Below are 14,095 nucleotides of genomic sequence, written 5' to 3'. Positions count from 1 at the left end.
CAGGCTGATTTCATGTTTCCATCACCACCTCCGCCGGTTCCTTGTCCAGCCGCCAGCCACGCCACACGGGGTGGCGGAGCTTGCCGCTCCCGGTCCACTCACCGAAGGTCACCTCGCCCACCAGGCCGGGGTTCACCCAGCGCGCGTCCGCCGCGTCCGCCGAAGGAACGTCATCGAACGGCGACGTCTTCTGCGCCAGCCCCTCCATCTTTTTCCGCAGCTCCTCCAGCTCGCGCATGCTGAAGCCGCTTCCGACGCGGCCTACATAGCGCAGCGTCTTGCCCTCCGGAATGCCTACAAGGAGGGAACCCACGGTGTTGGACCGGCCGCCCTTGCCCGGACGCCAGCCACCCACCACCACTTCCTGGGTCTGCTCGATCTTGAGCTTGATCCACGTCCGGGTCCGCTGCCCGCTCACGTAGCGGCTGTCCGCCCGCTTGGCCATCACGCCTTCGAGTCCGAGCTCGCGGGCGCTTTCCAGGATGTGTTCCACCTGATCGTCAAGGGTCTGCGAAAGTTCCACCGGGCACTCGGTGGGCCCGAAGAAGTCAGCGAGGCGTTCCCGCCGCTTCCTCAGGGGAAGCCTGCGGAGGTCATCGCCGTCGACGGCCAGCAGGTCGAAGAGCATCATTCGGACCGGGATGGTGGCACGCGCCCGTTTCACGTCGCCCGGCCTGGTCAGCTTCATCCTTCCCTGCAGGAGCCCGAAATCGGGCCTGCCGGAAGACCCGACGGCGATGATCTCGCCGTCCGCGATGAAGTCCTGCGGCGGCCAGCAGTTCCTGTCCGTGAATTCGGGATAGCTGGCCGACATGTCATTGCCGTTGCGGCTCAGGAGCTTGATCCGTTCGCCGTCCGCCACCACGACCGAACGGATCCCGTCCCATTTGAGTTCGAAGAGCCAGTCGCCGCCGTGCAGCTCCGCCGGGGTGCCCGCCGAGGCGAGCATGGGAGCCGGATCCTCCTGGAGAGTGCCGGAGCGTGGTGCGGGCGGCCTGGCGGACACTGCGCGGGCCGGCTCAGCCGGTTCTTTGGTGCCGCCCGGCTTTTTCCGGGCTCCCGGAACCCTGTCCATCAGGTGGATGAGCCACTGTGACTCCTCGCCGTGGCCCTTCCCGGTATGGATCAGGGCGAACTTCCGGGTGCCGCCCAGCCCGCCGCCCTCGCGGCCCGTTAGCGTGGCAATGACTTCCTTGCCGTTGACCCATTTTTCGAGCTCATAGACGCCCTTGTCCCAGATGCTCACACTGCCGGCCCCGTACTCGCCCTTGGGGATGTCGCCCTCAAAATCGGCGTAGTCCATGGGGTGGTCTTCGGTCTGCACGGCCAAGTGGTTCTTGTCCCCGGACCCCGGCACGCCCTTGGGGAGCGCCCACGAGACGAGCACGCCCTCGTGCTCGAGCCGGAAGTCGTAATGGAGCCGGCTGGCGTGGTGTTCCTGGATGACGAAAGTCTCCTTGCCCCCCTGCGCCGGTACACCGTTGGCTTTTGCAGTGTGGTGCTGGTCCGCTGTGAACGGCTCCGGCGTTTTTCCTTGGTCGCGCAGGGACCGGTACTTGTTTAGCCGGGGATCCGCGTGCCCGCCGCCGCGCGGTCCGGCTGTTTTCGGCGGTGCCGGAGCTGCGTGGCCGGTGTCAGAGTGACCGGCGCCAGGGTGGCCGGTGCCCGCACTGATGTGGGCGAAAGGATCCTTGCCGGCCGCCACCCGGCGCATAACCTCCTCATAGTCCAGGTGCTTGAGCGCCGGCGAACTCAGCTCACGCCAGGTCCGCGGAGCCGCCACCGTGGGGTGCAGGCGGCCGCGGAGTGAATACGGCACGATGGTGGTCTTGGCGGCGTTGTTCTGGCTCCAGTCCACCAGGACCTTCCCCGTCCGAAGGGCCTTCTTCATGTCGCTGACGGCCAGGTCCGGATGGTCGGCCTCCAGCGCCCGGGCCAGCTCGCGTGCGAAGGCGGAAACTTCGTCCGAAGACTGTGTCCCGTCCAGAACGGCGTACAGGTGGATACCCTTGCTGCCGCTGGTGACCGGAACGGGATCCAGCCCGACGTCCTGCAGGATGGTCCGCGCCAGCTTGGCCACCGCCACGCATTCGGGCAGTCCGGCACCTTCCCCGGGATCGAGGTCCAGGACGAGCCGGTCGGGAGGCAGGGCACTGCCGTGGGAGTCCACCGTCCACTGCGGCACGTGGATCTCCAGCGATGCGATCTGCGCCATCCAGATCAGCGTGGCGGGGTCGTTGACCAGTGGATAGTAGTTGGTGTTGGTCTTGTGCGTGATGGCGGCGCGCGGAACCCAGCCCGGGGCAGACTGGTCGAGGTTCTTCTGGAAAAACATCTCGCCCGGCTGGTCCGCGGTTCCTACCCCGTGCACCCACCTCTTGCGGGTTGCCGGGCGGTTCCTGGCGGCGGGGATCAGCACCGAAGCCACAGCGGCGTAGTAGGCGATGACGTCCGCCTTGGTGGTGCCGGTGGCGGGATACATGACCTTGTCGAGGTTGGTGAGGGTCAATTCGCGGCCACCTACCCGCACACGTTCCTTACCGCTGGCCATGGGGCTTCACCTCCGGCGTTGTGTGCTGTTGACTTGTCCCATGAGAGCCATCTGGAAAGGCGCCATCGCGTTCGGGCTGGTCAACGTCCCCGTGAAGGTCTACAGCGCCACCGAGGACCACGACATCAGCCTCCATCAGGTGCACAACGCCGACGGCGGCCGGATCCGCTACCAGCGCCGCTGTGAGGTCTGCAGTGAGATCGTTGACTACTCCGACATTGAGAAGGCCTACGAGGACGACGGCCGGACGGTGATTCTCAGCAAGGAGGAGCTCAAGTCCATTCCGGCGGAGAACAGCCACGAGATCGAAGTGGTGCAGTTTGTGCCCTCCGACCAACTCGACCCCATCATGTTCGAGAAGAGCTATTACCTGGAGCCGGATTCCAAGTCGCCCAAAGCCTACATGCTGCTGCGCCGGGCCCTGGAGGATACCGAGCGCGTTGCCGTGGTGCAGTTCGCGCTGAGGGACAAGACCCGGCTGGGTGCCTTGCGGATCCGGGACGACGTCCTGATGCTCCAGGCGCTGCTGTGGGCGGACGAAGTCCGGGAAGCAGCATTTCCGGCCCTGGACACGTCCATCCGCATCTCCGCGCAGGAACGTGAGATGTCCGCAGCGCTGGTGGAGTCCATGGCCTCCGATTTCGAGCCCGAGCAGTTCACCGACGACTACCAGGCGCAGCTTCGGCAGCTTATCGAGGCCAAGCTGGAAAAGGGCGACGCGCTGGATACCGAAGAGACATTCGGTGCGGAGGCCGAGGGCGGCAACGGCGAAGTGATCGACCTGATGGAGGCCTTGAAGCGTAGCCTCGACAAGAAACGCGGGGGAGGGGCTGACACGGGAGAACCGGCCAGAAAGAGCAGCGCCAGCAGGAGCGGCGCTGCAGAGAAGGACACCGGGGACCCTGACGCGGAAACTCCCAAGAGCGGTACTGCCAGGACCCGCAGCAAGACCGCCGCTGCATCGAAAACCGGCACCGCTTCGAAGACCAGCACTGCATCGAAAACCAGCACTGCATCGAAAACCAGCGCGGCGAAGACCGGCACTGCCTCCAAACCGGCCGCGAAGTCGGGCACCGCGGCCAAGTCCACCGCGGCCAAGACCGCGCGGAAAGGCGCCTGAAAGGGCGGGCGCCTCGCCGCGTGGCCGCACCTGCACCCGCCTAGGAGTTCCTGTGGGCGGAAATGAGTTCGCTCTTTTTCTTGTCTGAGTACCCCTTGAGGCCGATTTCCCTGGCCCTGGCCTTGAGCTGATCAACGGTCCAGCCGTCGTAGTCGCCGGCCTTGCCGCCCTTGCGGCCCACTTCGGAGCGTCCCTTCTTGGCTGCCGCATTGGAGACGCGGGCCGCCTTCTGCTTGGAGGACCCCTCGTCGCGGAACTCGTCGTAGAGTTCGGGATCTTTCAGGCTCGGGTTCTTTTTCTCTGGCATGGCTACCTCCGTGATGGAAGGATCGGTGGATCAGGTCAGCGGGCTCCCGGAGTGTCCACTTCGCCGCGATTTACCGCGGCACGCCAGGCGCCCGTCTCGATACCGCGGGACTCGATGAACTCCTTGAACCGGACCAGATCGGAGGACACCTGTTGCTCGTCAACGTGGGCGGCGGCACCGGCCCGCTCCAGCAGGCTCTCGGGCTCCCATTCCAGTTCCACGTTCACGCGGCATAGCTCCTCACCGAGGTTCTCGAACGTCACCCTGCCGGCGTTGCGCGGCTTGTCCTTACTGACCCAGGCGATGCACCGGTCCGGCGTCTGTTCCAGGATCTGCGCATCGTACTCGCGCTTGACGCCCGCCACGCTGGTGCGGAAATGGAGGGAAGTTTCATCGATCTGTTCGACGGACTCCACCCCCTTCATGAAGCGGGGAAACGACTCAAACTGTGTCCACTGGTTATAGGCGGTGCTGACTGGTACCTCGACGTCCACGCTTTCCTGCAAGGTTTCCACTCTGGCATCCTCCTTCAGCCCGGCAGTTCCGCCGGTCATTCGAATGGCTGGTCACAGTTCCAAGCTAGTGGGGCGCAGAATCAAAAACAAGAAACTACTAAGGCTGCTTACTGCACCGGCAACCGACCCCTGAGCAGGTGCGATGCCCGCCGTGGCCCCACGGCCGGGCCAGAGTTCGTCCGGGAACGGCAACGGCCGGCCTCCGCTGCACCCCCGTAAGGGCACTGCTGCGGCGGAGGCCGGCCGTAAAGCGTGCGGTGACTACTCGGCGTCGTGATCCGTTTCCAGGATCTGGACCAGGCGCTCGAGGGCGGCGTCAGCGCCATCTCCGTCGGCCCGCAGCACCACAACGTCGCCGTGCGATGCGCCAAGGCTCATAAGGGAAAGGATACTGGCGGCGTCCATGGCCTCGTCAGCAGGTTCCCCTTCGCGGGCGATGGTGATGTCGAGGTCAAACTCGCCAGCTGCCTCGGCGAAGATGGCGGCGGGGCGGGCGTGCAGGCCTACGCGGCTGGCGACGGTTGCGGTACGTTCGGACATTTCTGCTCCTTGCAATTGCAGTGTGGGTTTGGAGTGCTGAAGAACAGCGGGTCAGACGGTTACCGGGACGGTCTCCACCGTATCAACGGCTTTGCGGGCAGCCCAGCGTTTGAGGGTGACCACGACGACCGCCGCCACCACGGTTCCGGCGAGGATGGACACGATGAACATCACCACGTTGCCGATGGCGAAGAACACGAAGATGCCGCCGTGGGGTGCCTGCGACGTGACGCCGAAGGCCATGGTGAGCGCGCCGGTGACAGCGCCGCCGATCATGCTGGCGGGGATGACGCGGAGCGGGTCTGCTGCGGCGAACGGAATGGCACCCTCGGAGATGAAGGAGGCACCCAGCAGCCAGGCGGCCTTGCCGTTTTCGCGCTCAGCCAGGCTGAAGAGCTTCTTGTCCAGGACGGTGGCCAGGGCCATGGCCAGCGGCGGCACCATGCCGGCGGCCATCACGGTGGCCATGATCTGCCAGGGTGCCTGGTTGGTGGCGCTGCCCGCTCCGAGGCCGGCGACGGCGAAGGCGTAGGCAACCTTGTTCACCGGGCCGCCGAGGTCGAAGCACATCATGAGGCCGAGGATGATGCCCAGGACGATGGCCGATGCGCCGGACATGCCGGAGAGCCAGGAGTTCAGCCCGACGGTGATGGCGGCGATAGGTCCGCCGAGGAACAGGAACATAGCGCCCGAGGCGATGATGGAAGCCAGCAGCGGAATGATGACGACGGGCATCAGGCCCCGGAGCCAGCGCGGGACTGTCCACGTTCCGATCACGTGGGCGATGTAGCCGGCGAGCAGGCCGCCGACGATGCCGCCGAGGAAGCCGGCCCCCATGAACCCGGAGACGGCACCGGCAACGAAGCCCGGCGCGATGCCCGGACGGTCGGCGATTGCGTAGGCAATATAGCCGGCGAGGGCAGGAACCAGGAAGCCCATGGACAGGCCGCCGATCTTGAAGAAGACGGTTCCGAGGTACAGGGCGAGGTTGCCGTCGGGAAGGTTGACCAGGGAGTTGTTGGCCAGGATGTCGTTGGCCTTGGTGCCCAGGGCGATGTCAAAACCGGCGAGCAGGAACCCCAGTGCGATCAGCAGGCCGCCGCCGGCCACGAACGGGATCATGTAGCTGACGCCGGTGAGCAGTGCTTTCTTCAGCTTCTGGCCGATGTGCTCGCCCTTTTCGGCGGCTTCCCGTTCGGCCTGCTCCTCGGCACCGAAGTGCGGAACGCGGTGGGCGTGCGGGTTGTCTGCCGCGTTCAGGGCTTCCTGGACCATCTTGGCGGGCTCGTCGATGCCGCGCTTGACCGGCGCGTTGATGACCGGCTTGCCGGCGAAGCGCTCTTTGCCGCGAACGTCCACGTCGACGGCGAAGATCACGGCGTCGGCAGCGGCGATGACCGCGGGGTCCAGTGGCTTGGCGCCGGAGGAGCCCTGGGTTTCGACCTGCAGGTCAACGCCCGCTTCCTTGGCTGCGGCCACGAGGGAGTCCGCCGCCATGTAGGTGTGCGCGATGCCGGTGGGGCAGGCCGTGACGGCAACGAGGCGCCGCGGTCCACCGGAAGCTGCGCCGGCGGCAGTTGCGGTAGCGCCGGCGGCAGCAGCCGGAACAGCCGCCGCTTCGGGGGCAACGGCCGGCTTGTCCGCCAGGGCGCCGTCCACGAGCTCCACGATTTCTTCCCGGGAGCCTGCCTCGCGGAGCGAACCCGTGAAGTCCTTCTTAATCAGGGAGCGGGCGAGCTTGGACAGCAGCTTCAGGTGCTCCTGGTCGGCGCCGGCCGGCGCGGCGATGAAGAAGATGAGGTCGGCGGGGCCGTCCTTGGCGCCGAAGTCGACGGGCTGGGACAGGCGTGCCATGGCGAGGGTGGGCTCGGTTACGGCGGCCGAGCGGCAGTGCGGGATGGCGATGCCGCCGGGCACGCCGGTGGCTGTCTTCTGTTCGCGGGCGAAGGCGTCGGTGAAGAGGCCTTCGACTTCGCTGGCGCGTCCGTTGGCGGCAACACGGCCGGCCAGGTGGCGGATCACGTCCTCGGGCGAATTGCCCAGGTTCTGGTCAAGCTCGACCAGGTCCGCGGTGATGAGCTGAGTCACTGTCAATCCTTCCGGAGGGCCGTGATGGTTACGGCGTCGGGGGTTGTTTGGTGGACTGCCGGAACGGTGGAGCCCGGCAGGGAAGCGGCAGCGGCGCCGTGCGCCACAGCCTGACGGAGGCAGTCAGCGGGGGCGGCGCCCTGGCTGGCGGCCAGAAGGTAGCCGGCCAGCGACGAGTCTCCTGCGCCGACCGTACTGACTGCGGTGACCGGCGGATGCGTGGCCAGCCACGCGCCGTCGGCCGTCACGAGGACAGCGCCCTTTGAACCGAGCGTTGCCAACACGGCCCCCACACCGGAACGCACGACGGCGGTGGCTGCCGCGGCGGCAGCCTCCGGATCCGCTTCGAGTTCCTCAGCCGTGCTTGCCAAGGCAAAACCTGCTGCTGCGGCCAGTTCGGCCAGCTCCTCGGCATTGGGTTTGAGCAGGTCCGGTTTTCCGGACACCGCATGTGCGGTCTCGCCGGCGACGGCCGCTGCCAGGGGAGCCCCGGAGGAGTCGACGGCGATCTTCGGGACCTGGGCCCCGGAGTCGGCGTTACGCAACCGCCGTGTGACGGTGGCGTAGAAGTCGGCCGGAACACCCGGCGGAAGCGAGCCCGCCAGGACCACCCAGCTGGCTCCGCGCGAACGTTCCAGGAGCAGGCAGATCAGCGCTTCCTGGGCGTCCTCGGAGAGGACCGGCCCCGGCTCGTTGATCTTGGTGGTCACACCGCCGGGCTCCGTCAGGGCCACATTGGTGCGCAGCGGTTCGTGGATGGCCAGCGAGGCGAAGGGCACGCCTTCTTCCCGCAGGCCGGCCAGCACGGGATCGGATTCCGCGCCGGGCAAGACGGCGAGCGTCTCGAGGCCGGACGTCACGAGGGCACGGGAGACGTTGACTCCCTTGCCGCCGGATTCCTGGCGGACGGACACGGCGCGCTGTACTTCGCCCCGCTCGAGCGGGCCGGGCAGTGCCACCGTCCGGTCCAGGCTGGGGTTGGCTGTGAGGGTGACAATCATGCGACTACCACCTCCACTCCGGCCTCGGCGAGGGCCGCAGCTAGTTCGGAGCCGGGTTTGCGGTCAGTGATCACGGTATCCAGATCTTTCAGCGAGGCGAACTGGACGAGCGTTTCCGCTTCCAGCTTGGACGAATCGGCCAGGACCACAATGCGGCGGGCCGAGTGGACGAAGGCAGCCTTGACGGCGGCTTCTTCGGAGTCTGGCGTGCTGAGGCCGAAGCTGGCGTGGATGCCGTTGGTTCCCACGAAGGCGATGTCCGGACGCAGCTTGCTCGCGGCTTCCACCGTGCCCTGGCCCACCGCGGCCTGCGTGAGTCCGCGGACCCTGCCGCCTAGAATCTGCAGGGCGATGCCGGGTGTGCTTGCGAGCTTGGCAGCAATGGGAACGGCGTGGGTGATGACCAGGAGTTCCTGGGCCGCATCGGCCGGCTTGGCAGGAGATGCTGCGCCGCGGCGGGCGAGGAGGTCGGCCAGGACTTCGGTGGTGGAGCCGGCGTCGAGGAGAATGCTGCTGGAGGGACCTTTTGGAAGGAAACCGAGGGCGGCCTCAGCGATCCGGAGCTTTTGCGTCTGCCGCTGGATGGTCCGCTCGAGGATGCTCTCCTCCGTGGTGCTGAAGCGGTCCGCGGAGACGGCCCCGCCATGTACACGGCGGACCGTGCCGGCTGATTCCAGGGCGGCAAGGTCGCGGCGGACGGTTTCGGTGGTGATGCGGAAGCGTTCGGCGAGATCGGTCACGCTGGCGCGGCCGCTGGCTGCCACGAGCCCGGCGATCTGCTGCTGACGTTCCTCGGCAAACACATACCCTCCATTGCGTACTGACTGCCCTGCAATTGCAGTGCGTCTTTCCTGCACCTGTCCAACCTGCCGACCCAGTCAGTGATCGCTGTCACAAATCTGCAGGTACTTGACTTTATCTTCGTTCATGTTGCTTTGTCAACGAAAAACAACAGAAAACCAAAACGCCGGACCCGACCCGAAGGTCCGGCCCGGCGTTGCCTGCGAATGCACTGCTGCCCGTTCGTTTTGCCTGCTGGTCTACAGTCCGCTGTCGCGGCTTTCATTCCGGGTGATCCTTTCACCCGTGCTGGGGTCCACGACTGAGCGGGTTTCGCTGACCCGGCGACTCCTGCCGGGGGATGCGATGATCAGCGAGGCAATGAGGCCGATGACGCCAACGGCCATCAGGATGTAGCCGATCAGTGTCAGGTCCACGTTGGGGATAAGTCCTGGCGTGACGGCCCAGGCGAGGATGGCGCCCAGTGCGATAAGGAAGATGGCGGAACCGATTCTCATGACTTGCTCCTCGCGGTTCGCGGACTTGCCGCAACGTGGTTTGTACGGTCTGTCGTTCGTTGTTGCTAAGCATGCTGTCAAACGTCAGGCTACATCCCGTTAACTCCGGTATCAATCAAATCCGCAGGTCAGGGGCCGGGGCGGCAACCGGCGACTCGCTAGGCTGATCGGATGGAGACAGTTGTATGGTCCAAGCCGGAGGAAGAGCGTGCCGGCACCCCCCTTCTGGTGATGATGCATGGCTACGGCACTGACGAATCCAGGATGGTCAATCTCTTCGACTATCTCCCTCCGGAATTCACCTGCGCGGCGCTCCGGGCACCTATGCCGATAGCCAACGGCTATGGCTGGTTCCTGCTGGACTATTTTCTTACGAATGATTTTGCTGACGTCGTCTCAGCTGCCAATTCCGTGTTCTCCTGGATTGATTCGGCCAGATCGGTCCACACCAGCGTGAGCCTGCTGGGCTATTCGCAGGGGATGGCCATGGCGAGCACGCTGCTGCGCCTCCGTCCCAGGGACTTTCCGGCTGTGGTGGGATTGTCCGGATTCGTCCTGGATAACGACCTCTTGTCGCTCAGTGAGTCCTTTGACGGACCGCCGCCGTTCTTCTGGGGCAGGGACAAGGCCGACCTCGTGATCAACGGGGATGCAGCGGCCTACACCGAGGAGTGGCTCAACACGAATACCCAACTCACGGCGCGGACATATCCCGGCATGGGCCATGCCATGTCCAAAGCTGAGATGGTGGACGTCAGTGCGTTCCTGCGCCACTACGTCCTGGGCTGATTCCGGGTTTTCGGTGGAGCGGAACCGCCCGCAAACCAGGTGCCGAACCGCCCGCAAGCAAGCAGCGGATTAAAAACAGTTGCAGGGTAAAACTGCAAGCGCTTACACTCTTCTTCGGCCGGAACCCGGCCGGCAGGCGTACGCTCGGCGGTGGGCGGCTGGCTGTGCAGGACCAAGAATGTTTCGAAAGGGCAGGACCGCGCCATGCATCCTTGCGCCACCCGTCCCGCGGGGATGTTCCGCTGGCTTGCCCTGAACCACGTGCACCTTCATCATGGACATAGGCAAAAAATCGTGCGTCCGCACATGGACGCCTTCTGCCTGGCCCGCAACGCCGCGGTGCAAGTGGCGGAACCGCGCGAATTCACGCGCCGGACATAACCCGACCGGGTACCTCACGGACCGGTCGCGCAAGCAGTGGAAGCAAGCAGCGGGACCAGCGGCCCGCAGTTTGCGGGCCAGGGCAACGCCGCCCGGTCCGCAGTACGCCGGCCTGTCCTTCAAACTGCCGTATCACCCTCGCGGAACCCTCCTGGCCGGCGGCGCCCGGAGCGGCAGGTGCTGCAGGCACACCGCACACCCTTTGGTCAACGACGACCACGTTTCTGGTAATTCCCACCACATTGCTGTCCGACCCCCGAAAGGACACGGAACAAAGCATGACCGAAACCCTGAACACCAGCGCCGCCAGCCGGCCGAACAGCTGGACCGGCGCCGCCGCCATCCTCTTTGACCTGGACGGCGTGCTCACGCCCACGGCAGTGGTCCACGAACGCGCCTGGCAGGAACTGTTCGACGGGTACCTCGAAACCGTTCCCGAAAAGGACGGTTACCGGGAGAGCGACTACTTCGACCACATTGACGGCAAGCCAAGGTTCGACGGCGTCCGGGACTTCCTGGCGTCCCGGGGCATCACCCTTCCCGAGGGCCCCACCGACGACGATCCGGACAACATCACGGTCCAGGGGCTGGGCAACCGGAAGAACAGGATCTTCAACGACATTGTCAGCGCCGGCGTGGAGCCCTATGCGGGGTCAGTGCGTTTCCTGGAAGCCGTGCTGGACCACGGACTGAAGGTCGCCGTCGTCTCCTCCTCACGGAACGCACCTTCGGTGCTGCGTGCGGCGGGGCTGGCGGACCGCTTCGCGGTGGTCGTCGACGGCGTCGTGGCCGCTGCGGAAGGGCTGCCCGGCAAGCCGGACCCCGCAACCTATGAATATGCCGCGCGGCTCCTGGACCTGCCCAGCGAGCAGTGCGTCGTCGTCGAGGACGCCGTGTCCGGCGTGCAGGCCGGCAGCGCTGGCAGCTTCCACTCCGTCATTGGAGTGGACCGCGGAGCCGGGCGCCAGACGCTTCTCGACGCCGGCGCCACCGCCGTGGTCAACGACCTCGAGGAACTGCTCTAGCCCGCAGCTAGTCCCGCCCGCTCCAGTAACGCAGCCGGGTCCTTCCGGCACAACACGAACTCCCGCACCACTTTCGACCGCCTAAGGAACGCCTCTCATGGCACTCATCACCGCTGACCGCGTCCGCTTCCCCAATGATCCCTGGAAGCTCGTGGAGACGAGCCACGCACCCGGCGACGCCGGGATACTCGAGTCGCTCTTCGCCCTCGGCAATGGACACCTCGGTGTCCGGGGTGCCCACTGGGCGTCAGCCGATGCCGAACTGCCCGGCAGCTTTATTAACGGGTTCCACGAGATCTGGGACATCAAGCATGCTGAGAACGCCTACGGCTTCGCGCGAACGGGCCAGCGCATCCTCTATATTCCGGATGCCAACAATTTCACCGTCGTCATCGACGGTGAAATGCTCAGCCTCGCCGAGTCGGCGGTGCTGGACTACCGGCGGTCCGTTGATTTCGCCACCGGCATCTACGAGTGCAGCATTGCCTGGCAGTGCCGTTCAGGTGCCACGGTGACCACCGTGGAGCGCCGGGCCGTGGGCTTCGATGCGCGCGGCAGCCTGGGCATCTCCCTGGAGGTTTCGGCCGACCGGGAAGTCTCCGCGGACGTCACCTCGTCCGTCATCAACCGGCAGGACCAGCCGGTGGAGGACCACTCCACCCACGACCCGCGCCGGGCTGGCCGGCACGCGGGCCGCGTCCTGCTGCCCATCCGGATGGAGGGCGGCGACGGTTCGCTGCGCCTGTCGTGGGAGGCTGCTGAGTCGAAGCAGCGGGTGGGGATCGCCGTCGACCACTGGACCTCCGCCGGCCACCAGCCGTTCGATACCCTCGTGGACCAGGACGACAGCAGCGTCCGCTACGTGCTGGCGATTGCCGCCGGCGAGCCGTTTCGCCTCGAAAAGAGCGTCAGCTACGCCGTGTCCCGGGGCGCCCGGGCGGGTGTGCCCGGGGCTGCGGATTCCGAAGCTGGGGAGGACCCGGCCGTCACCGCCGAAGCCGGGCTGAAGCCTGTTGCTGATGTCTTTGCCGAAAGTGAGGCACACTACCGCACCTACTGGGCCAGCGCCGATGTCCAGGTTGGCGGGCAGCCGGAACTCCAGCAGGCCATCCGCTGGAACCTCTTCCAGCTGGCACAGGCCACCGCCAGGGCCGGTGTCGCCGGTATCCCGGCCAAGGGTGTGACCGGTTCGGGCTACGACGGGCACTACTTCTGGGACCAGGAGGTGTACCTCCTGCCGTATCTGACGTATTCAAACCCCGACGGCGCACGCCAGGTTTTGGAGTTCCGTCACGAGATGCTCCCGGACGCCAAGATCCGCGCCAAGGAGCTGAGTGTGGACGGTGCGCTGTTTCCGTGGCGCACCATCAACGGGCTGGAGGCGAGCGCCTACTACGCTGCCGGGACGGCGCAGTTCCACATCGCCGCGGCCGTTGCCTTTGCCACCAACAGGTACGTCTGGGCCAGCGGTGACTCTGAGTTCTGCGCCGGAATGGGCGCCGACCTGCTGATCGAAACTGCGCGGATGTGGGTGTCGCTGGGCTTCTTCGGCAAGGACGGGCTGTTCCACATCCACGGCGTGACGGGGCCGGATGAGTACACCGCGGTGGTCAACGACAACCTCTACACGAACGTGATGGCCCGGTTTAACCTGCGGGCCGCGGCCGCGCTGAACCACGCGGCAGTCGACGACGCCGAGCGGGAGCTGTGGGAAGCGGCGGCGGAGCGGATCCAGCTGCCCTTCGATGAGCACTTCCAGGTGTACTCGCAGGACAACGACTTCATGACCCTTGAGCCGTGGGACTGGACCACGCCGCGCTCCAAGTACCCGCTGCTGCTGAACTTCCACCCGCTGGTGATCTACCGCCACCAGGTGCTGAAGCAGGCGGACACGGTTCTGGCCATGTTCCTGCAGTGGCAGGAGTTCACCGCCGAGGAAAAGCGCCGCGCCTTCGACTTCTACGATCCCATCACCACGGGGGACTCCACGCTCTCGGCGTGCGTCCAGGGGATCATGGCCGCCGAGGTGGGCTACCCCAAGGCTGCCCTGGAACACTTCACGAATGCCGTGTTCATTGACCTGGACAACTCCCACGGCAACACGATCGACGGCGTCCACATCGCCTCCACCGGCGGAGTGTGGAGCTCGCTGGTGTGCGGCTTCGCCGGGCTCCGCGACCAGGGGCCCGTGCCGTTCTTTGACCCGCGGCTGCCCGGGGAGTGGGAGACCCTGCGGTTCCAGCTGAGGCTGCAGGGGCGCCCGCTCCTGGTGGAACTCGATCAGGGCGCCATCACGCTGACCGTCCTCGACGGCGAAGCGCTGGACATCGACGTGCGCGGAGTCCGGTTCACCGTGGCTTCCCAACCGGTGCGCGTACCGCTGGAACCAGTGCACGTCCCCGAGCCCTCGGTGTTCCCGAGCGGACCGCCGACGGCGAGCATCCCGGTGGTCCGCTCCCGCTAATGACGCGGGGCGCGGC

The 14,095-nt window shown here is 66.1% G+C and carries 12 protein-coding genes; 4 read left to right on the top strand and 8 right to left on the bottom strand.

Annotated elements, in window-relative coordinates:
- Positions 1–10: 10 nt before the first annotated feature.
- A complete protein-coding gene (locus AC1DFE_RS17510; protein WP_476907146.1) occupies positions 11–2,551 on the bottom strand; it encodes an ATP-dependent DNA ligase in 2,541 nt (846 codons plus the stop codon).
- Between the two features lie 40 nt (positions 2,552–2,591).
- On the opposite strand from AC1DFE_RS17510, the gene ku reads away from it, so the two are divergent.
- Positions 2,592–3,671, top strand: a complete 1,080-nt coding sequence (gene ku / locus AC1DFE_RS17505; protein WP_476907145.1) for a non-homologous end joining protein Ku — start codon at positions 2,592–2,594, stop codon at positions 3,669–3,671.
- A 40-nt stretch (positions 3,672–3,711) separates the two neighbouring features.
- Here the strand turns inward: ku and AC1DFE_RS17500 are convergent, their stop codons facing one another.
- The 7 genes from AC1DFE_RS17500 to AC1DFE_RS17470 all read right to left on the bottom strand — a co-directional run bounded on the left by AC1DFE_RS17500 (position 3,712) and on the right by AC1DFE_RS17470 (position 9,420).
- A complete protein-coding gene (locus AC1DFE_RS17500) occupies positions 3,712–3,978 on the bottom strand; it encodes a DUF7218 family protein (RefSeq protein ID WP_476907144.1) in 267 nt (88 codons plus the stop codon).
- A 35-nt stretch (positions 3,979–4,013) separates the two neighbouring features.
- Positions 4,014–4,493, bottom strand: coding sequence for an SRPBCC family protein (locus tag AC1DFE_RS17495; protein ID WP_476907143.1), 480 nt, complete (start codon positions 4,491–4,493; stop codon positions 4,014–4,016).
- A gap of 261 nt (positions 4,494–4,754) precedes the next feature.
- Positions 4,755–5,033, bottom strand: a complete 279-nt coding sequence (locus AC1DFE_RS17490; RefSeq protein ID WP_003799274.1) for an HPr family phosphocarrier protein — start codon at positions 5,031–5,033, stop codon at positions 4,755–4,757.
- A gap of 51 nt (positions 5,034–5,084) precedes the next feature.
- On the bottom strand, positions 5,085–7,121 hold the full coding sequence (locus AC1DFE_RS17485; protein WP_476907142.1) for a PTS fructose transporter subunit IIABC: 2,037 nt from the start codon (positions 7,119–7,121) through the stop codon (positions 5,085–5,087).
- 2 nt (positions 7,122–7,123) lie between these two features.
- Complete coding sequence (locus AC1DFE_RS17480; RefSeq protein WP_476907141.1) at positions 7,124–8,122, bottom strand: 1-phosphofructokinase family hexose kinase; 999 nt, start codon at positions 8,120–8,122, stop codon at positions 7,124–7,126.
- Positions 8,119–8,925, bottom strand: a complete 807-nt coding sequence (locus AC1DFE_RS17475; RefSeq protein ID WP_476907140.1) for a DeoR/GlpR family DNA-binding transcription regulator — start codon at positions 8,923–8,925, stop codon at positions 8,119–8,121. The genes AC1DFE_RS17480 and AC1DFE_RS17475 overlap by 4 nt, the downstream gene beginning before the upstream one ends.
- Before the next feature lie 237 nt (positions 8,926–9,162).
- Positions 9,163–9,420 carry a DUF6458 family protein gene (locus tag AC1DFE_RS17470; RefSeq protein ID WP_476907139.1) on the bottom strand — a complete coding sequence of 86 codons (258 nt, stop codon included), beginning with the start codon at positions 9,418–9,420 and terminating at the stop codon, positions 9,163–9,165.
- 171 nt (positions 9,421–9,591) lie between these two features.
- Between AC1DFE_RS17470 and AC1DFE_RS17465 the strand changes: the two genes are divergently transcribed.
- The 3 genes from AC1DFE_RS17465 to AC1DFE_RS17455 all read left to right on the top strand — a co-directional run bounded on the left by AC1DFE_RS17465 (position 9,592) and on the right by AC1DFE_RS17455 (position 14,079).
- On the top strand, positions 9,592–10,209 hold the full coding sequence (locus tag AC1DFE_RS17465) for an alpha/beta hydrolase (protein WP_476907138.1): 618 nt from the start codon (positions 9,592–9,594) through the stop codon (positions 10,207–10,209).
- A gap of 659 nt (positions 10,210–10,868) precedes the next feature.
- On the top strand, positions 10,869–11,615 hold the full coding sequence (locus tag AC1DFE_RS17460) for an HAD family hydrolase (protein ID WP_476907137.1): 747 nt from the start codon (positions 10,869–10,871) through the stop codon (positions 11,613–11,615).
- A gap of 97 nt (positions 11,616–11,712) precedes the next feature.
- Complete coding sequence (locus tag AC1DFE_RS17455) at positions 11,713–14,079, top strand: glycoside hydrolase family 65 protein (RefSeq protein ID WP_476907136.1); 2,367 nt, start codon at positions 11,713–11,715, stop codon at positions 14,077–14,079.
- Positions 14,080–14,095 lie beyond the last annotated feature (16 nt).

The sequence above is a fragment of the Arthrobacter sp. 05T423 genome (assembly GCF_056396245.1).
The sequence above is the reverse complement of the archived record's forward strand: the minus strand, read 5'-3'. Positions and strand labels throughout refer to the sequence as shown.

What these genes read in the sequence shown, in the direction of transcription:
- AC1DFE_RS17490 (WP_003799274.1), bottom strand. Translation starts at nt 5,033, where the DNA reads ATGTCCGAACGTACCGCAACCGTCGCCAGCCGCGTAGGCCTGCACGCC.
- AC1DFE_RS17510 (WP_476907146.1), bottom strand. Translation starts at nt 2,551, where the DNA reads ATGGCCAGCGGTAAGGAACGTGTGCGGGTAGGTGGCCGCGAATTGACC.
- AC1DFE_RS17465 (WP_476907138.1), top strand. Translation starts at nt 9,592, where the DNA reads ATGGAGACAGTTGTATGGTCCAAGCCGGAGGAAGAGCGTGCCGGCACC.
- AC1DFE_RS17480 (WP_476907141.1), bottom strand. Translation starts at nt 8,122, where the DNA reads ATGATTGTCACCCTCACAGCCAACCCCAGCCTGGACCGGACGGTGGCA.
- AC1DFE_RS17455 (WP_476907136.1), top strand. Translation starts at nt 11,713, where the DNA reads ATGGCACTCATCACCGCTGACCGCGTCCGCTTCCCCAATGATCCCTGG.
- ku (WP_476907145.1), top strand. Translation starts at nt 2,592, where the DNA reads ATGAGAGCCATCTGGAAAGGCGCCATCGCGTTCGGGCTGGTCAACGTC.
- AC1DFE_RS17500 (WP_476907144.1), bottom strand. Translation starts at nt 3,978, where the DNA reads ATGCCAGAGAAAAAGAACCCGAGCCTGAAAGATCCCGAACTCTACGAC.
- AC1DFE_RS17460 (WP_476907137.1), top strand. Translation starts at nt 10,869, where the DNA reads ATGACCGAAACCCTGAACACCAGCGCCGCCAGCCGGCCGAACAGCTGG.
- AC1DFE_RS17470 (WP_476907139.1), bottom strand. Translation starts at nt 9,420, where the DNA reads ATGAGAATCGGTTCCGCCATCTTCCTTATCGCACTGGGCGCCATCCTC.